The sequence below is a fragment of the uncultured Sphingomonas sp. genome, from assembly GCF_934560975.1.
In the GTDB taxonomy this organism is placed as follows: Bacteria; Pseudomonadota; Alphaproteobacteria; order Sphingomonadales; family Sphingomonadaceae; genus Sphingomonas_I.
Genome location: NZ_CAKTFO010000003.1, coordinates 75,254 through 94,154, shown reverse-complemented (window position 1 = coordinate 94,154; position 18,901 = coordinate 75,254). Strand labels below are relative to the sequence as shown.

At 67.5% G+C, this 18,901-nt stretch carries 15 protein-coding genes; 12 read left to right on the top strand and 3 right to left on the bottom strand.

Translation table 11 applies throughout. The features are described from left to right. Positions 1-4 precede the first annotated feature (4 nt). From Q0D93_RS03580 to Q0D93_RS03555, 6 genes are read left to right on the top strand one after another with little or no spacing between them, the layout of a single operon-like run. The gene (locus tag Q0D93_RS03580) at positions 5-862 is read left to right on the top strand and encodes a fumarylacetoacetate hydrolase family protein (RefSeq protein WP_294391507.1); all 858 of its coding nucleotides are present in this window, start codon (positions 5-7) and stop codon (positions 860-862) included. Beyond that, positions 859-1,620 carry an SDR family NAD(P)-dependent oxidoreductase gene (locus Q0D93_RS03575; RefSeq protein WP_294391505.1) on the top strand — a complete coding sequence of 254 codons (762 nt, stop codon included), beginning with the start codon at positions 859-861 and terminating at the stop codon, positions 1,618-1,620. Before Q0D93_RS03580 ends, Q0D93_RS03575 begins: the two co-directional genes overlap by 4 nt. 55 nt (positions 1,621-1,675) lie before the next feature. Beyond that, complete coding sequence (locus Q0D93_RS03570; RefSeq protein ID WP_294391503.1) at positions 1,676-2,596, top strand: amidohydrolase family protein; 921 nt, start codon at positions 1,676-1,678, stop codon at positions 2,594-2,596. Then, positions 2,593-3,690: an L-rhamnose/proton symporter RhaT gene (gene rhaT, locus Q0D93_RS03565; RefSeq protein WP_294391501.1), complete on the top strand. Its 1,098-nt coding sequence runs from the start codon at positions 2,593-2,595 to the stop codon at positions 3,688-3,690. The genes Q0D93_RS03570 and rhaT overlap by 4 nt, the downstream gene beginning before the upstream one ends. Further along, entirely contained in the window at positions 3,690-5,285 is a 1,596-nt protein-coding gene (locus Q0D93_RS03560; RefSeq protein WP_294391499.1) for a glycoside hydrolase 43 family protein, read from the top strand. The genes rhaT and Q0D93_RS03560 overlap by 1 nt, the downstream gene beginning before the upstream one ends. After that, positions 5,282-6,865, top strand: a complete 1,584-nt coding sequence (locus tag Q0D93_RS03555) for an alpha-L-rhamnosidase (RefSeq protein WP_294391498.1) — start codon at positions 5,282-5,284, stop codon at positions 6,863-6,865. Before Q0D93_RS03560 ends, Q0D93_RS03555 begins: the two co-directional genes overlap by 4 nt. A 25-nt stretch (positions 6,866-6,890) precedes the next feature. Here the strand turns inward: Q0D93_RS03555 and Q0D93_RS03550 are convergent, their stop codons facing one another. Together Q0D93_RS03550 and Q0D93_RS03545 are read right to left on the bottom strand one after the other, a co-directional pair. Continuing rightward, positions 6,891-9,170, bottom strand: coding sequence for a PQQ-binding-like beta-propeller repeat protein (locus tag Q0D93_RS03550; RefSeq protein ID WP_294391495.1), 2,280 nt, complete (start codon positions 9,168-9,170; stop codon positions 6,891-6,893). Between the two features lie 14 nt (positions 9,171-9,184). Next, positions 9,185-9,700, bottom strand: a complete 516-nt coding sequence (locus tag Q0D93_RS03545; protein ID WP_294391493.1) for a CHRD domain-containing protein — start codon at positions 9,698-9,700, stop codon at positions 9,185-9,187. Positions 9,701-9,876: 176 nt separating this feature from the next. Here Q0D93_RS03545 and Q0D93_RS03540 point away from each other — a divergent pair, with 176 nt between their 5' ends. The 6 genes from Q0D93_RS03540 to Q0D93_RS03515 all read left to right on the top strand — a co-directional run bounded on the left by Q0D93_RS03540 (position 9,877) and on the right by Q0D93_RS03515 (position 16,617). Continuing rightward, the gene (locus Q0D93_RS03540; protein ID WP_294391490.1) at positions 9,877-10,833 is read left to right on the top strand and encodes a cupin domain-containing protein; all 957 of its coding nucleotides are present in this window, start codon (positions 9,877-9,879) and stop codon (positions 10,831-10,833) included. 30 nt (positions 10,834-10,863) lie between these two features. Next, entirely contained in the window at positions 10,864-12,864 is a 2,001-nt protein-coding gene (locus tag Q0D93_RS03535; RefSeq protein ID WP_294391487.1) for a PQQ-binding-like beta-propeller repeat protein, read from the top strand. Positions 12,865-12,890: 26 nt separating this feature from the next. Next, positions 12,891-13,331, top strand: coding sequence for a c-type cytochrome (locus tag Q0D93_RS03530; RefSeq protein ID WP_294391485.1), 441 nt, complete (start codon positions 12,891-12,893; stop codon positions 13,329-13,331). A gap of 157 nt (positions 13,332-13,488) precedes the next feature. Next, the gene (locus tag Q0D93_RS03525; protein WP_294391483.1) at positions 13,489-14,676 is read left to right on the top strand and encodes a CoA transferase; all 1,188 of its coding nucleotides are present in this window, start codon (positions 13,489-13,491) and stop codon (positions 14,674-14,676) included. Further along, positions 14,673-15,449 carry an enoyl-CoA hydratase gene (locus tag Q0D93_RS03520; protein WP_294391482.1) on the top strand — a complete coding sequence of 259 codons (777 nt, stop codon included), beginning with the start codon at positions 14,673-14,675 and terminating at the stop codon, positions 15,447-15,449. Before Q0D93_RS03525 ends, Q0D93_RS03520 begins: the two co-directional genes overlap by 4 nt. Positions 15,450-15,459: 10 nt before the next feature. Beyond that, positions 15,460-16,617 (top strand): L-lactate dehydrogenase, encoded by a 1,158-nt coding sequence (locus Q0D93_RS03515; RefSeq protein ID WP_294391480.1) that lies wholly within the window; start codon positions 15,460-15,462, stop codon positions 16,615-16,617. On the opposite strand, the gene Q0D93_RS03510 is transcribed toward Q0D93_RS03515, so the two are convergent. Further along, complete coding sequence (locus tag Q0D93_RS03510) at positions 16,602-18,794, bottom strand: PQQ-binding-like beta-propeller repeat protein (protein ID WP_294391478.1); 2,193 nt, start codon at positions 18,792-18,794, stop codon at positions 16,602-16,604. The two genes, Q0D93_RS03515 and Q0D93_RS03510, sit on opposite strands and share 16 nt — an antisense overlap. Positions 18,795-18,901: the final 107 nt, after the last annotated feature.

The following is an 18,901-nucleotide window of genomic DNA, read 5'->3' as shown; positions in this document are numbered from 1 at the left end:
CCCGATGAAGTTGTGCCGCTACGGTCCTGCCGGTGCCGAAAAGCCGGGGTTGGTGGATCACTCCAGCCGCATCCGCGACCTGTCCGGCGTGGTCGCCGACATCCGGATCGACAGCCTCGCCCTCCTGCGCGAGATCGATCCCGATACGTTGCCGCTGGTAGAGGGCGCGCCCCGCTATGGCGTGCCGGTGGCCGGCATCGGCAAGATCGTGGCGATCGGGCTGAACTATCGCGATCACGCGATCGAATCGAACCTGCCGATCCCGTCCGAACCGATGATGTTCATGAAGTCCCTGTCCAGCCTGAGCGGGCCGAACGATCCCGTGATGCTGCCGCGCGGATCGACCCATGCCGACTGGGAAGTGGAGCTGGGCGTGGTGATCGGCAAACGCTGCCAATATGTGGAACGTGCCGAGGCGCTCGACCATGTCGCCGGCTATGTGCTGGTCAACGACCTGTCGGAACGCTTCAACCAGAAGCAGCGCGGCACCCAATGGTCCAAGGGCAAGGGGCATGACACATTCTGCCCGGTCGGCCCGTGGCTGGTCACGCCGGATGCGGTCGGCGATCCGCAGCACCTTGCCATGCGCCTGGATGTGAATGGCGAGCGGATGCAGTCGGGAAATACCCGCACGATGATCTTCCCGCTGGACGAGCTGATTGCCTATGTCAGCGAATATGTGACGCTGGAGCCCGGCGACCTCCTGATCACCGGCACCCCGCCGGGGGTGGGCGAAGGACGCAAGCCCGACGCCGTGTTCCTGAAGGCCGGCGACACCATGCACCTCGCCATCGACGGCTTGGGCGAGCAGACCCAGCAGGTCGTTGCGTGGCAGCATCCCCGCACGGGTGCGGCGGCATGACGATCTTCGCCGGCCGCTTCGCCGGCCGCACCGCCATCGTCACCGGCGCCGCGTCCGGGCTTGGCAGGGCCGTCGCCGCGCGCATCGTCGCGGAGGGCGGTCGCGTCGCCCTGTGGGATCTGAACGAGGCTCCGCTGGCGGCGATCCATGCCGAGATCGGGGCAGCGCACAGGGAGGTGCTGGACGTGGCCGATCCGGCTGCGGTGGAGCGGGCCACCGCCGCAAGCCATGCCGCGCTCGGCCGGGTCGACATCCTGATCTGCTCGGCCGGCATCACCGGTGCCACCGCCCCGGTGCACGAATATCCGCTGGACAGCTGGCGACGGGTGATCGACACCAACCTGACCGGCCTGTTCCATTGCAATCGCGCAGTGGTGCCGTTGATGCTGGACGGCGGCTATGGCCGGATCGTCAACGTCGCGTCGGTGGCGGGCAAGGAAGGCAATCCCAATGCGTCGGCCTATTCGGCGTCCAAGGCCGCGGTGATCGGATTCACCAAGTCGCTGGGCAAGGAACTGGCCGGCAAGGGCGGACCCGGCGGCATCGTCGCCAACGCCATCACCCCGGCGACGTTTGAAAGCCCGATCCTGGAGCAATTGCCGGAAAGCCAGGTCAGCTACATGCGCGGCAAGATCCCGATGGGACGCCTGGGCGAGGTGGAGGAATCCGCCGCGATGATCTGCTTCATGGCGTCGGAGGAATGCAGCTTCACAACCGCCGCGACATTCGACACGTCGGGAGGACGAACCACCTTCTGACGACGATGCACCCCACGGCAATAGCCGGGGGCGCCTGCTGCGAGAGGATAGCCGAATGGCGGATAGCGACACCCTCCCGTTTATCGATGCGCATGTCCATTTCTGGGACCTGGCGCACCTTCGTTATACCTGGCTCACCCCGCCCTTTTCGGACGATGGGCCCAACGGCAACGTCGCGTCGATCGCGTCCCATTACGGCACGGACGCGTATCGGGCCGAGGCGCACCGCTGGAATGTGGTGGGGATGGTCCATGTGGAAGCGGGGGCGGCAGCCGATCAGGCTCTGGCGGAGACCGACTGGCTCCAGCAGCTGAACGCGGACGCGGGCGCGCCCGACGGGATCGTCGCTTTTGCGGCCCTCGACGGGCTGCATGTGGAAGCGTCGCTGGCGGCGCAGGCGACCCGCTCCCGCGTGCGGGGCATCCGGCAGATCGTCAGCTGGCATCCCGATCCGCAGCATAGCTACACGCCCCGCGACCTGACCGGCGATCCCGCCTGGCGGCGCGGATACGCCGCACTGGCGCGGCACGACCTGTCGTTCGACCTGCAAGCCTATCCTGCCCAGCTGGCCGCGCTTGCGCCGCTGATCGCGCGACACCCGGACATTCCTGTCTTCGTGAACCATGCCGGGATGGGCGTGGACGGAGTGGGCGACTGGCTGACCGGCTTGCGCGCGCTTGCGCCCCTGCCCCATGTCGCGATCAAGATTTCCGGTCTCGGCTTCGCGGTGAAGCCGTGGGATGCATCCGCCGCACGCGATCGGATACGCGCCGCGATCGACCTGTTCGGCCCCGAACGGGTGATGATGGCAAGCGACTTTCCGACCGATCGCCTGTTCGCCACCTTCGACGAGACACTCGCCACCCTGCACGATGCCGTTGCCGACATGGTGCTGGGCGAACGGCAGGCGATGTTCGCCGGCAACGCCAACCGGCTCTACCGGCTCGGCATCAACCTGTCCGGAGGTTCGCAATGACGCCCGATCCGCTGCTCGGCGTCGGCTTTCACTGGCTGGGCGGCATCGCATCCGCCAGCTTCTACGTGCCATACCGCCGGGTAAGGGGATGGTCGTGGGAGGTGTTCTGGCTCACGGGCGGGATCGTGTCTTGGCTGATCGCGCCGTGGCTGTTCGCCTCGCTGCAAACCCGCGACCTGCTGGGCGTGATCGCCGCCGCGCCTGCCTCCGTCTTGCTGCGGCCGATCCTGTTCGGCGCCTTGTGGGGCTTTGGCGGGCTGACCTACGGGTTGACGATGCGCTATCTTGGCCTGTCGCTGGGTACGGCGGTCGTGTTGGGCCTGTGCACCGTGTTCGGCACGCTGATCCCGCCGCTTGTGCAGGGCGATTTCGCGGCCAAGCTGCTGGCGACGGACAGCGGCCGGATCATCCTGCTGGGTCTGGTGTTCACCCTGTCGGGGATCATCGTCGTGGCCGCCGCCGGCGCGCGCAAGGATGCCGCGCTGTCGGCCGAAGCCAAGCGCGCAGCCGTTGCCGAGTTCGATTTCAGGAAGGGGATCCTGGTCGCCTGCTTTTCCGGCATCATGTCGTCCTGCTTCGCTTTCGGACTCGCCGCCGGTCAGCCGATCAGGACGCTGTCCGCGGCGGCCGGCACCGGCCCGCTTTGGACCGGACTCCCTGTGCTGTGCCTGGTCATGGCCGGCGGCCTCGTCACCAACGGCATCTGGTGCGCGATCCTGATGGCGCGCAACCGCAGCGCCGGCCAGTGGCTCGGCAGGACCCGCCCGATCGCCGAACCCGGCGATTTGGGCGACCCTGGCGTAACGCAGCGCCCTCCCCTCCTGTCCAACTACATGCTGTGCGCGCTCGCCGGGCTTGCCTGGTACCTGCAATTCTTCTTCTACACGATGGGCGAAAGCCAGATGGGCCGCTTCGGCTTTTCGTCCTGGACGCTGCACATGGCATCCATCATCATCTTCGGGACATTGTGGGGCTTCGCATTCCGCGAGTGGCGGAGCGCGACGACGAGCGTCCGCGCACAGGTGTGGGGCGGCATCGCCCTGCTGATCGTGGCGACGATCGTGATCGGCTATGGCAACAGGATGGAGGTCTGATGCGCGTCCCCCTCCTCGCGATCGCGGCCGCCGCTTTGTCGGTGCAGGCCACGGCCGCGCCTGCGCCGGCGACCTACCGCAACCCGGTGCTATTCGCCGATTATTCCGATCCGGACGTGGTGCGCGTCGGCAGCGATTATTACCTGATCGCCTCCAGCTTCCACTTCTCGCCGGGCATTCCCGTGCTGCATTCGCGCGACCTGGTCCATTGGTCCATCGTCGGCCATGTCCTCCCCAAGCTGCCGTTCGCGCGAGACTATGACATGCCCGGTCCGCACCTGCTGACCGATGCCACCACCAAGCCGATCGGCGGCACCAAATATGCCAGCGGCGTGTGGGCGCCCAGCATCCGGCACCATGACGGCCTGTTCTACGTCTACTGGCCGACGCCGGACGAAGGCATCTTCATGGCCACCGCCGAGGATCCGGCCGGTCCCTGGTCCAAGCCGGTCCAGGTCATCGCGCAAGCCGGGTTGGAGGACCCCTGCCCGTTTTGGGACGATGACGGCCAAGCCTGGCTGGTCCACTCCAAGCTGGGCGCGGGTCCGCTGATCCTGCACCGCATGTCGCCGGACGGCACCCGTATCCTCGACGACGGCGTGCTGATCGCGGAGGACAAGATCAACCTGCCCGTGCTGGAAGGGCCCAAGCTCTACAAGCGCAACGGCTGGTACTACATCTTCGCGCCTATCGGCGGCGTCGGCACCGGCCCGCAAGCCGTGGGACGCGCGCGCCGGATCGACGGCCCGTATGAATGGCGCACCGTGCTGGAGCCCGGCACGACCCCGATCCAGGGCCCGCACCAGGGCGGCTGGGTGGAGACGCCGTCAGGCGAAAGCTGGTTCCTCCACTTCAATCAGACAGGTGCCTTTGGGCGGATCGTCCACCTGCAGCCGATGCAATGGCGGGACGATTGGCCGATCATCGGCAGCCCGATCCCGGACCGCAGCGCCGGCCAGCCGGTTCTGACCCACGCCGTTCCCGCGACCGGCAGCGTACCGACGACAGACCAGTTGCAGGCGTCCGACACGTTCGCCTCGCCCCGGCTGGGGCTGCAATGGTCGTGGAACCACAATCCGCACGATACCGCCTGGAGCCTCCGGGCCCGTCCCGGCTGGCTCAGGCTGAACGCCCTGCCCGCCCAATATCTGGTGACCGCGCGCAACACGCTGACCCAGGTACTGCAAGGGCCGGCGAGCATCGTCACCGCCCACTTCGACACCAGCCGGATGGCGGACGGGCAGCGCGCCGGCCTGTCGCTGTTCGGCGCCCGCCCGAGCTGGATCGGCATCGTGCGGAGCGGCGGGGTCAGCCGCGTCACCTTTGCCAGCGAAGGCGTGGAAACCGCCGGGCCCGCCCTGCGCAACGCCGTGATCGAACTTCGTGCGGACATCGGCGAGGATCAGGTGGTGCGTTATGCCTACAGGGCGGATGGAGGCCGCCGGTTCATACCCCTGGGTCCGCCGACATGGCTGGCGCGCTTTTCCTGGTGGAAGGGATCGCGCCCGGCTCTGTTCAGCTTCAACAAGACGAAATCCGCCGGCGCGGTCGACATCGACTGGGTGCGGGTGGATCACCAGCCGGTGAATCCATGAGCGTGGCCGTGGACCGCCGTGCGTTTCTGGCCGGCAGCGCCGCCGCCGCGGCCTTGCTGCCCCAGGCGACGCGCGCGCAGTCTTCGAGTGCCGACAGCGGCGCCCCGATCTTCCACACCGCCAATGCCGGCTGGCAGGCGGCGTATGACAAGGCGCTGGCGGTGCTCGCCGGCAATGTCCGCGTCATGCCGTATGTCAGCGCGCCCGTGCTGATCGAGGGCGCGACATACCAGGGCATCTGGCAGGAATGCGGCCCGCACGAGGCGCTGGTTTATCGCCACTGGCGACCCGACGTGGCGCGCAACAGCCAAACCACCTTTTTCGATCTCCAGCGCGCCAACGGGCAGTTGCCGGCCAACAACAAGGTTGCGGAAACGGGGTTCGGCCAGATCCAGATGGTGGTGCCGATCGCCGCCACGGCGTGGGAACTGGCGCAGGCCACCGGCGACGATGCGTTGCTGGCACAGGCCTATCGCGCCTGTGCGGCCTGGGACGGGTGGCTGGTGCGCCACCGCAACACGCGCGGCACCGGACTGGTCGAGGGATTTTGCACCTATGATACAGGGCACGACAACAGCCCGCGCTGGGCCGGCCTGCCCAATCAATGCCCCAACAAGGACGCCGCCGCGCACCATCCCCTGGCCGCCCTGCCCCGCCTCTGCCCTGATTTGTCCGCCACGGTGTTCGGCGGGCGGCGGGCGCTTGCCGCCATGGCCCGCGCGCTGGGGCGCGGTGCGGAAGCGGATCGCTGGGAAGAATCGGCGGAGACGATGCGCCGCCTGATCCTGTCGCGCCTGTACAGCGCCGAGGATGCGGCCTTCTACGATCGCGATCCGCAGGGCCGCTTCGTGCGTATCCGGGGGGACGTGATCAGCCGGGTGTGCGGCGAGCATGTCGTCGACCAGGCGACGTTCGACCACATCTGGCAGCAACAGCTCGGCAATCCCGAGGCCTTCTGGAGCCCGGTGCCGCTACCCTCGATCGCGCTGGACGATCCCAGCTTCGTCAGGCCGATACCCGCCAACAGCTGGGGCGGTGCCGCCCAGGCGCTGACCGCGCTGCGCGCCGGCCGCTGGTTCGACCATTACCGGCGATCGGCCGAATTCACCACCATGATGGATGCGTGGTGCGACGCGATCCAGGCGGACTCCTCCATGCGGCAGCAGGTGGATCCGCTCACCGGGCGCTTCACGCAGCAGGACCAGCCCGGCTACTCGCCGGCGGCTTTGGTGATGCTGGATTATACCTGGCGGCTGGTGGGCGTCCGCGCCGACGGCGACCTGCTCCACTGGAACGTCCGCCCGCATCACCCCGCCGCACAGGGCACCAGGCTTGCGCTGCGGACCGATGGGAAACGGAAGGTCGAAATGCGCTACGATGGGCCGGTGGCGACCCTGGGAATGGACGGGAGGGAGATCGCACGGGTGCGGGGCGGCGCCGTGCGGCTGGTGACGCGCGACGACGGCACTCCGGTGGCAGTGCGCGGCATCGCGATCGATCCGCAAAGCGTCACCCTCGACTTGCCCGGCCAGCCGCCTCGCCAGCTCCGGCTCGCCCCCAACCAGGACATCGCCATTTAGCGCATTCGGGGTAGCGTCGGATGCCTTACCGCGCCTCGGGCAAGCCGAACACGTAGACGGCATAGCCGGTCACGGGACGATGCACCTCCGTCAGCATGGTACCGGGCTTCAGCTGCGGGCTGCCGCCGCCCAACGCCGTGGTGACGGCGATATATTGCTTGCCATCGACGCTGAACGACACGGGAAAGCCCTGCACGGTGGTGCCCAGCCGCACTTTCCACAAGGTGCGTCCGTTCCGCACGTCCACCGCCCGGAACACGCGGTCGAAATCGCCCACAAAGGCGAGGTTGCCGGCGGTGGACACCACGGAGGTCAGGAACGGCGCGCGCTGCTGGAACGACCAGAGCGGCTTCATGTCGTCGGTGCGATAGGCGGACAGCCGGCCGAGATTGCCGTCGCTGCCCGGCATCTCGTAGTAGACCTGGCTGCCATTGCCCAGCATCAGCACGCAGCTTTGGCTGAGCGGAATGATCAGCGCGTCGGTCGGCTGATGGTAGCTCATCGCCTGCCAGTTATGCCCCCCTTCCGGGCCGGGGCAGGAGGCCAGCCAATCGTCCGATTTTTGCGCGATCACGTCCTGGCGATAGGTCGGCCGTCCCGTGTTCGGATCGATGCTGGTGAAGACGTTCTGGAACACGGTCTGCGCCGAGCCGAGATATTTGCCGGTAACCCGGTCCAGCTTCCACAGAATGCCGGGCTTGCCGATGGTCATCAGCGTCTTCTGCGCGCCATGGTCGATCAGGACGCGCTCGAACACCTCGTCCAGGTCGAACGTCTCGCCCGGCGCGTGATTGAACCACCATTTGAGCGTGCCGGTGTCGGGATCGAGCGCCAGTGTGGAATTGGCATAATCGGTGGCACCGCTGCCCGACTTTCGCTCGTCCCGTCGCCACGGCTTGGCCTGCGCCGTGCCCCAATAGGTGGTGTTGAGGTCCGGATCGTAGGTGCCGGCGATCCATGCCTCGCCGCCCTTGCGGTCGTTGTCGGCCATGCCGCCCCAGCTGTCCCCGCCGGGCTGCCCGGTCAGGGCAACGGTGGTGAAGGTCCAGTCGCGCTTGCCGGTTTTCGCGTCATAGGCGCTGATGTAGCAATGATCGGGCGTGCCCTTGCGCCCGCAATTGGTCATGCCGACGACCACCCGCCCCTTGATGATCATCAGACCGCCGGTGGAATAGCCGATGCCGGGTTTGTTGTCGGTGATGTGGGTCTTCCACACCTCGTCGCCGGTACGCGCGTCCAGCGCATGGACCCAGCCTTCGGGCGTGTTGACGTAGAGGTTGGTGCCGAACAGCCCCATCGCCCGCGTCTCGACCGAGGACGGGCCGGGTCCGGCGCTCTTGGGAAAGGGGCCGAGCCGGTTTTCCCACAGCAACTCGCCATTGCCTGCATCCAGCGCCTGGATGACGTTGCCGACCCCCCACATGTACATGATCCCGCCATGGACGATGGGCGTGTCCTCCATGGTGCCGTTTTCCGGCATCGACCACATCCACTTGAGCTGCAGCTGGCCGACATTGTCCGCGTCGATCTGCGACAGTGGGCTGAAGCTCCACCCGGCATAGTTGCGCCGGAACATCAGCCAGTCGCCCGGCGGCGGATCGCGCAGCATCGCGTCGGTCACCGGCACATAATCCTGAATGCTGCCCTTGACGCTCAACCCCAGCTTGGTCGGCAGCACGAAGCGGCCCGGATCGGCGTAGCGCACCGTCTGCCCCGGCGCGGCAAAACCGGCCGAGGTCGCCGGTGCCGGCGATCCGCCCGGACCGTTGGCGGGCGCGGCTTCCTTGGCGCCGGCAATCTGGGCGGTCTGCGAGGCAGCGCTGCGCGGCGCCGGTCCGGCACCCGCGACATCGCTGGCGGGCGCGGCCTCGGCAAATGCATCGGCCGGCGCCTTGCCGCTCGCCAAGGGTCCCAACAGGGTCTGCGTCGCCTTGTCGAATGGAGACGTGCCCGCCGGCACGCCGTTGGCATACAGAATGTAGGAGACGATCGCGGCATAGGTCGCATCGTCCAGGCTGCCGCCCCGACCATACGGCATGGAGGCATGGATCTTGCTGTACAGGGCCGCCACTGGCCGCTTGCCCCAGACGTTGATGAAGGACGTGCCCGCCAGTGCCGGCGCATCGGTTGCGCCGCTCAGATCGGGCTGGTGGCAGATGCCGCATTGGTCCGCATAGGCGGCGCGACCCGCCGTCACCTGATCCCGGGTGAAGGTGCCGGCAGCCTCCTGCCCGGTGGCGATGCTGACGGCCAGAGCGGTAGTAGCGGCGGCTAGCAACAGGCCGGAGGTGGAGCGGATCGTCATCGTCCCTGCCCCATTCAGCGTGCCGGCGTGTCGAGCTGCGGCAGAAACCAATGCCCCTGCTGCGGCACGCCCTGCCCCGCCGTCGAATGGGCCGGCAGCAGCCACCCCCACAACGTGCCCTTCGAGCCCCAGCTATAGCCGGGCGGCGCCTTTTCGCTGTCGACCTGGACATAGAGCCGTCCGGTGCGGAGTGCCGCCGCCTGCCTGCCGTTCAGCCGGATGTTGCCGGAAAAGGTACCTTCGGTCTGACCGGACAGGTCCAGCGACAGGATGCGGGTACCGGGCACGCCGATGGCGGGGCTCAGCAGGATGTGGACCGCGGTCGCTGGCGACGGCAGTCCCTTGAAGCTGCCGCGCACGTCCACCCGCCCCTGCCGAACCGTGGCATGGGCCTCGCCCCGTCCGGCGATCACCGCCTTGGTTTCGTCGTCCAGCGGCATCGGGCCGAGATCGGCGACATAGTCCGCCGCCACCGTCGGAGCCGCCAGCAGCACGGCCGCGATCATCCCCACCGGTCCCGAACGCATCATCCCTCACCCCATCCTGTTCTGCGTCCGATGATACGGACGGCGGCATCATGGCTTGTGCCATTGTTCTCTTGACGAGCCTACGGATCGCATACAAGATTGCACCTGTCCATACAAACGGCGGTAAGCCGGTCGGATCAAAGCAGACGCGAACACGCGCTGCACATCGGGAGAATGCCATGAAGGGCCTGCTGTATCTTGGCGCCGCAGCTGCGGCGATCTGCACCACCTTTGCCGCATCCGCGCAATTTTCCGGCCGGGAGGATCCGATGCCGGTCACCCAGCCCAAAATGCCGGGCGAATATTGGGCACCGAAGCCGACCACCCCGACCGCTTACACCGCACCCAACAAGGTGCATTGGAAGCTGTCGGACGTGCTCGCCGCCCATCGCGGACAGAGCGACTGGGTCCAGCCGATCCTGCGCAACAACGAGCAGGACGCCGATTATGTCTCGCTGGGCAAGGGCAAGACGACCAAGGCCAGGTTCTTTGCCGACGATCGGGTCATGTTCATCGTCTGGGACGGATCGGTCAAGGTGACGATCGACGGGGTCGAGCCGTTCACCGCCACCAAGGGCTTCATGGTCAGCGTGCCGTTCCGCCACGTCTACACGATCGAGAATGTGGGCGACAAACCGGCTTTGTGGTTTGAAGTGCGGCAGGCCAACTCACCCCCCTTCTACCCCGCGAGCGAGACGCCCGACACCTACCCGGGTCGCACCTACATGAAGGTCACCGGCAATCCCGGCCCGGCCAGGGACCGCGACACCAACCCGGCCTATGTCGACTTCTTCAAGACGATCGCGGTCGGCGACAAGCCCCACAATGGCAAGTTCGTGTGGGACGACCATTTCACGTCCAACATCCTGCGCGGCAAGGCGGCCGAGTCCGTTCCGCCAGCCACCAATCGCGGCCACTTCCATAGCGACTGGACCGAGTTCTGGTTCATCATGGAAGGGCGGGTCGGATACCAGATCGAAGGCTTCCCCTATTTCGTGTCGGAACCCGGCGATGTTGTCGCGGCCGCCAAGGGCCGCTGGCACCGCCCGGGCAACGACCCGAGCGCGCCCATGTCCACGCGCATCCCAATCAATCCCCGCCCGGTGATCCTCCACAATTTCGAACCGGCGCACTGATCGCAAGGGAGGATCGCGGAGGAGCATCGCATGGATCTTACCCGACGCGCGTTGCTGGCGCTGCCTCCGCTCGCCTGGCTGGCGGCGCGCGTACCGGCCTGGGGCCAGATCAGCCCGCGCAAGCGGGCGGCCGGCGACACGGACTGGCTGCATTATGCCAACGACCTCGCCAGCACGCGCTACGCCCCGCTCGATCAGATCAATGCGGACAATTTCAACAAACTGGAGATCGCCTGGCGCTTCAAGACGGACGGGCTCGGCCCGCGTTCGGACTTTCAGCTGGAAGCAACCCCGCTGGTGGTCAACGGTGTCATCTACTCCACGGCCGGCGCCCGGCGCGACGTGGTGGCGCTGGACGCGGCCACTGGCGAATTGCTGTGGATCCACCGCGAGGATGAAGGGGAGCGCGCGCGCAAGGCCCCGCGTCAATTGTCGGGTCGGGGCGTCTCCTACTGGACCGATGGGACGGAGGAGCGGCTGCTCTACGTCACCATCGGCTATCGCCTGATCGCGCTCGATCCCCGCACGGGACAGCGCATCGCCGGCTTCGGCACCGATGGCGTGGTCGACCTGAAACAGGATTTCGACCAGCAGATCGATCCGGTGGACAGCGATGTGGGCCTGAACTCCACTCCGTGCGTGGCCAAGGACACGGTGATCGTCGGCGCGGCGCATACGCCCGGCAACGTGCCCAAGACGCGCGACAATGTGCGCGGTTACGTGCGCGGTTACGACGTGCGGACAGGCAAGCGGAAGTGGATCTTCCACACCATCCCGCGCAAGGGCGAGGTCGGCTACGACACGTGGCTCGACGGCACCGACCAGATCGGCAATGCCGGCATGTGGTGCCAGATTTCGGCCGATGCCGACCTCAACCTCGCTTTTCTCGGTATCGAGCTGCCGACCGGCGACGTCGGCGGGCAATATCGGCGCGGCGCGGGCCTGTTCGGAGAAAGCATCGTCGCGGTCGACCTGGATAGCGGCGAGAGGAAGTGGCACTACCAGCTCGTCCATCACGGGCTATGGGATTATGACATACCGTGCGCGGCGATGCTGCTGGACGTACCGATCAAGGGCAAGGTGGTGAAGCTGCTGGCCCAGCCGACCAAGCAGAGCTTCCTCTACGTCCTGAACCGCGAGACGGGAAAGCCGGTCTGGCCCATCCCGGAACGCAAGGTGCCCAAGGGCGACGTGCCGGGCGAATGGTATGCGCCGACGCAGCCGATCCCGTCCAGGCCGCCCGCCTATGACGTGCAGGGTGTAACGCCGGATGCCCTGATCGACTTCACGCCCGAACTCCATGCCAAGGCGCTGGAGAACGTCAAGAATTACCGCACTGGCCCGCTCTTCACGCCCGCATCCGTGTTCGATCCGGAAGGCGCGTGGGGTACGCTGACGGCGCCCAACCTGACCGGCGGCACCAACTGGCCCGGTGGCGGTGCGGACCCGGAGACCGGCATCGTCTATGTCTATTCCAAGACGGCGGCGGACGTGATGACCGAGCTGAAGAATGACGACACCAAGCTGTCCGACTTCGCCTACATCAACGTGCGCGGCATGCCCAAGGCGCCGAAGCGGGGCGAGCACACCTATGGCGTGCTGACGGTGGAGGGGCTGCCGCTGCTAAAACCCCCTTATGGCCGGATCACCGCGATCGACCTCAAGACCGGCAGCTTCGCCTGGCAGGTGCCGCATGGCGAAACCCCCGACCAGATCCGCAACCATCCCAAGCTGAAGGGTCTCAAGATCCCCAAGACCGGCCGCGCCGGCAATGTCGGCCCGCTGGTGACCAAGACCCTGGTGATCTGCGGGGAGCCGGGCGTGTTCACCCTGCCCGACGGCCGGCGCGGGGCTATGCTGTGCGCCTATGACAAGGCGACGGGCGAGCAGAAGGGCGCCGTCTACATGCCGGCGGGCCAGACCGGCGCCCCCATGACCTACATGCTGAACGGCCGCCAGCACATCGTGATCGCAGTCGGCGGCGGCAATTACAGCGGTGAACTGATCGCCTTTCGACTGCCGGCAGCCTGACCGGCGCAGATGACGAGGTATGCGTGATGAAGAGCCTGTCCGTCACACCCTGGTTGCTGGCCGCGACGGCGTTGGCCCTGCCCGGCATCGCCGTGTCGCAAGGCGGCGCCAGGTCGGTCTGGGACGGCGCCTATAGCCAGGCGCAGGCGGATCGCGGTGCGGCCGCCTATGCGCAGCATTGCGCCGCCTGCCACGGCGATGCGCTGGGCGGCAGCGACTCCGCCCCACCGCTCAGCGGGGGCACGTTCCTGGGAAATTGGGAGGGACAGAGCGCGGGCGCCCTGTTCACCCGCATCAGGACCACCATGCCGCTCGACAACCCCGGATCGCTCGGCGGAGCGACGGTGGCCGATATCGAGGCGATGATCCTGTCGAGCAACGGCTTCCCGGCCGGTCAGGCCGACCTGCCGCCCGACCCGTCATTGTCCAACGGGATCGCCATCACCCAGGCCAAGCCGGCGCGATGACGGGCATCGCCCCCATCCGGCGCACATCGGACGTGCGACCCTCGCCCGCACACAGCGTTTGCTCCCGTCCGCCAATCTTGTATGCATCTTTCATGTTGTGGATACATGCAAGACTAGTCCAGCTGGAGCAGTGCGATCCTGCATGGAGGGTAATCCGATGACCGATGCGCTCCCACTGGCGGGCATCCGGGTGCTGGACGTGTCGCAGGTCATGGCGGGGCCGTTCTGCTGCATGTTGCTGGGCGACATGGGTGCGGACGTCATCAAGGTCGAACCCCCGGTGGTCGGCGACAGTTCGCGCCGCTCGATGGGGTTCCGGCTGAAGGGCGACGACAGCCCCGGCTTCCTCGCGCTCAACCGCAACAAGCGCAGCATCGTGCTTGACCTCAAGGCGGCGGAGGATCGCGACACCTTCTACGCGCTGGCGAAAACCGCCGACGTGGTGGTGGAGAATGGCCGTCCTGGCGTGGCCGACCGGCTGGGCATCGGCTACGACACGCTCCACGCGCTCAACCCTCGCCTGATCTATGCCAGCATATCGGGGTTCGGACCGGGCGGACCGTGGGCGATGCGGCCGGGCTATGACCTGATCGCGCAAGCCATGTCCGGCCTGATGAGCGCGGTCGGCATGCCGGACCAGGAACCGGTCAAGAACACCACGCCGGTCGGCGACCTGGGATCGGCGCTGTTCGCCGCCTACGGCATATTGTCGGCCCTGATCGGCCGCGAACGGACCGGCGAAGGCCAGTTCATCACCGCATCCCTGTTCGAGGCTGCGTTGGGCCTGTCGATCTGGGAGACCGCCGAACTGTGGGGCACGGGCAAGAGCCCCAAGCCGCTGGGCAGCGCCAACCGCATGTCCGCCCCCTACCAGGCGGTGCAGGCATCGGACGGCTATTTCGTGTTCGCCGCCGCCAACCAGAAATTGTGGCTGTCCCTGTTGGGCGTGATCGGGCGGCCGGAGCTGAACGACGACCCGCGCTTTGCCGACAACAGCGCGCGTGTCGCCAATGCGCGCCAGCTGATCGAGCTGCTGCGCCCGACCTTTGCCGAGCGTCCGGCGAACCACTGGGTCGAGGCGCTGCTGGCGGCGGGCGTGCCGTCCGGTCCGATCTACAATTACGAACAGTCGCTTGCCAGCGAACATACCCGGGCACGCGCGATGGTGCAGGACATTCCGCATCCGGTGGAGGGCAGCTTCAAGGCGCTGGGCTTCCCGGTGAAGCTGTCCGCCACGCCGCAGTCGGTGCGCTATCCCCCGCCTTTGCTGGATCAGCATGGCGCGGAGATACGGCGCGAACTGGCCGAACGCGGCCTGCTTCCCGCCACGGCGGATCGGGCATGAGCGAAGGGCGGACCCGCTACGACAAGCAGGGCGCGGTCGGCCGCATCCTGTTTGATCGGCCGGCGGCCTATAACGCCCTGACCTGGGACATGTGGCGCGAACTGGGCGAAGTCTGCGCCCGCGTCGCCGCCGATCCGGACGTGCGGGTGGTGACGCTACGTGGGGCGGGCGGCAAGGCGTTCGTGTCGGGCACCGACATTGCCGGCTTCCAGTCCTTCACCAATGGCGAACAAGGCGTCGCCTACGAGGCCGAAATGGACTCCTACGTCGGCGCGGTGGAGGCGCTGCCCCAGCCCACGATCGCCATCATCGACGGATGGGCGGTGGGCGGCGGCCTGGCCTTGTCGTTCGCGTGCGACTTTCGGGTGGCGGCGATAGGCGCGCGCTTCGGGTCACCTTTGGCGCGCACGATCGGCAACTGCCTATCAGAGCGGGGCTATGCTCGCCTGATGCACCATGCCGGGGTCGCCATCGCCAAACGCATGCTGCTTGGCGCGGAGATCATCACCGGCGGGGAGATGCAGGCGCTCGGCCTGATCAACGCGCTGGTGGATCCTGCCGAACTGGATGACACCGTTGCCGCCTTGATCGACCGGCTGCTGACCCATGCGCCCTTGACCATGGCGGTCAGCAAGGAAGCGATGCGCCGCCTCTCATACACCGACCTGCCCGACATGGCGGACCTGATCGCACGTATCTATGGCAGCGCGGACTTTGCCGAGGGCGTGCGCAGTTTCCTGGCCAAGGAACAGCCGGCATGGCGCGGACGATAGGGACCGGCGCGTGACGCCCGCGTCGATCGACGACTTTCGCGAACTGGCGCGCAGGCGGCTGCCGCGTTTCCTGTTCGAATATATCGACGGCGGCTCCTATGCGGAGGAAACGCTGCGGGCCAATGGGGAGGACCTGCAACGGCTGAAGCTGCGACAGCGGGTGATGCGCGACGTGACCGACATCAGCCTCGCCACCACCTTGCTGGGGCAACCGGTGTCGATGCCGGTGGCGCTCGCCCCGATCGGTCTGGCCGGTCTGTACGCCAGGCGTGGGGAGGTACAGGCGGCCCGAGCGGCGCACATGGCGGGCATTCCGTTCATCCTCTCCTCCTCCGCCTGCTGCGGGATCGAGGAGGTGGCGGGCGGCAGCCCTGTCCCGCCGATCCTGCAGCTCTACATGATCAAGGATCGGCCGTTCATGGCTGACCTGCTGGCGCGCACGGCCGCGCTGGGCGTCGAAACCCTGGTGCTGACCGTCGACCTGATCGTGCACAGCCCGCGCCGTCGCGACGTGCGGAGCAGCCTGACGGGGCAGCAGGGGTTGGCCGCGCGGCTGCAACGCGGGTTGGAGATTGCACGTCATCCCGCCTGGGCGTGGGATGTCGGCATCAACGGGCGGCCGCATACGCTCGGCAATTTCGCGCCGCGCATGCCGGAGGGGGCCGGCCTGGCGCAGTTCACCGCCTGGGTGGGGCGCAATTTCGACGCGTCCATCACCTGGTCGGACCTCGACTGGTTGCGCCAGCACTGGCGCGGACGGCTGGCGATCAAGGGCATATTGGACGCGGCCGATGCGCGCGACGCCTGCACCGCCGGGGCGGAGACGATCATCGTGTCCAATCATGGCGGGCGGCAGCTGGACGGCGCGCCCTCCGCCATCGCCGCGCTGCCGGCGGTGGTGACCGCCGTGGGAAGCCGCGCGGACGTGCTGATGGACGGCGGCATCCGATCGGGCGTGGACATCCTCCGCGCGATCGCATGCGGTGCCAGGGGCGTGCTGCTCGGGAGGGGATGGGCCTTTGCGCTGGCCGCGCAGGGCGGCGCCGGCGTGACGCGGATGCTGGAGCTGATGCGCCATGAACTGGCGGTGGCGATGGCGCTGACCGGCCAGCGGGACGTGGCGGGGGTGACTGCGGACGTGCTCGCCGCCGGTCAGCCAGCCGGATAGTTGCGGGCAAGATAGTCGACCACGCGGTCGAACTCGGCATCGGGCACCTGCGCGCCGAACCCGACCATCTTTTCGACCGTGGCCGACCAATCCGCCCGCGACTTGCGCTGATTGGTGACCTGCGCCGCGACATGGCAGGCGGTGCAGGCCTGTTGCACGAACGGCCGCTCCGACCCAGGTGCGAACTCCCCGGAGCGGACAATTGGGCCGGGGGTTGGCGCGGCGGCGACCGTCGGCGGAGGCGCATCGCGCACGGCCGGCTGTGAGGCCGTGGCGGCGGCGGCCACGCCGGTCTCGCCGGGGCGCGGCAGGGCAAAGGCAACCAGCCGGCTGGCGGTGTTGGCGCTCCCCAAGAACGATCCGCCGGCCGAGATGATCGCGACATATTGGCGACCGCTCCGCCCGCGATAGCTGATCGGGGTGGCATGGGCCGACGCGCCCAGCCGGAAGGTCCACAGGATCCTGCCCGATCCCGCATCAAACGCACGAAAGCGTGCATCGTCGGACGCACCGATGAACACCAACCCGCTGGCGGTGGCGAGCGGCCCGCCGACATTGGGCCGCCCTGTGTCCCTCAAGGCTTCGGGCAAGCTGTCGGTCACGCCCAGCGGCACCTGCCAGGCGATCCGCCCTTCGCGCACGTCTACCGCGCTCAGCGTACCCCAGGGCGGCCGCTGGCACGGCATGCGGGTGCCGCCCATGCCGAACCACATCGGCTGCGGCGCGACATTGTACCAGTTGCCCTGTGCGTCCTGCCCCATCTGCTCGACGCTGGGCAGTTCGCTGGTGTTGATGATGTAGAGCCCGCGCTTGCGGTCATAGGCGCCCCCGCCCCAGTTCGGCCCGCCGCCGCTGCCGGGAACGCGGATCACCGGATGGTCGCTGCGCAGCGGCTCGAAGGGGACGGCGAAGGTGGCATGTTCGTCCACGACGCGCGCCTGGCAGAAAGCCCGATGTTCGGGCGTCAGGTCGGCCAGGTCGGCGGCGGTCATCGCCTGCCGGATCAAGGGCGCGGGTGCGACAGGAATCGGCTGCGTCGGCCACGCCCGCTCGCCCGCAATGGAGCTTGGCGGTACGGGCGTTTCCCTGACCGGAAAGATCGGTTTACCCGTCACCCGATCAAGGATGAACAGATAGCCCGACTTGTTCATCGCCACCACCGCCGGAATGATGCGGCCGTTGCGGCGCACGTCCATCAGGGTCGGCTGGGTCGGCATGTCCAGGTCCCAGATGTCGTGATGGACGGTCTGGTAATGCCACAAGTAGCGCCCCGTCCGCGCATCCAGCGCCACCAGAGAGCTGGAGAACAGGTTGGCGCCCGGCCGGTCCGCCCCGATCCGGTCGTAAGCCGGCGCGCCGAACGGCACATAGACGATGCCGCGCTTTGCATCGACCGACAGGGCGCTCCACGCGTTGACGCCGGATCGGCGCTTCCACCCCCTGCCCCATGTCTCGTGGAACCGCTCGCTGGGCTGGGGCACGGAGTGAAAGGTCCACAGCAATCGCCCGGTCCGTGCGTCCCAACCGCGAATGTCTCCCGCCGGCCCCTGCGCCGGCGATTCCTGCAGGCGCGCGCCGGTGATCAGCACGTCGCGATACAGAACGGGCGCACTGTTGACCTGATAGGCATAGCCGGCGGGATAACCGCCGCCATTGGTGCCGTTCATCACCTCGGCCGTCCTCAGGTCGATCGGGGTGAACCCCGCCGGCGGCCGGCCGGTCAGCGGATCGAGCGCCAGCAGCCGCCCGGATCGCGTGCCAAAGAACAGGCGCGCGCCGGTACGCGCATCGCCGGGCCAATAGTCCATCCCCCGGCCCGCAATTGCATCGCCATCGGCCAAGGCGAAGCTCCAGCGCAGCGCACCGCTGTCGCCATCCAGCGCCACCACCCGACCATAAGGACTTGCGAGGTAGAGTGTGCCTCCAACAGCCAGCGGCGTCGTGTTGCTGACCAGCAACCGGGTGCCGGCGCTGTCCGCAGGCTTCAGTTCAAACGTCCATATAGGCAGCAACCGGGCGACGTTGGCCGGCTTTATCTCGGCCAGCGGAGAAAAACGGCCGCCCCCTTCATCCCGGCCGAAGCTCCACCAATCTCCATCGGGAAGGGTCGGCATCGCCGATGCTCCCGCCACCGTCACGACCAGCGCGATCACGGCCGCCCCCGCCCACCTTGCCATATGTCCTCACCCACATCCTTTTGTTTAGGCATACAATCAGGATGGATTGCATACATCAACGATTCCCTGCACACAGACGATGACGCTACCGGCCGCAGAGCCGGGGC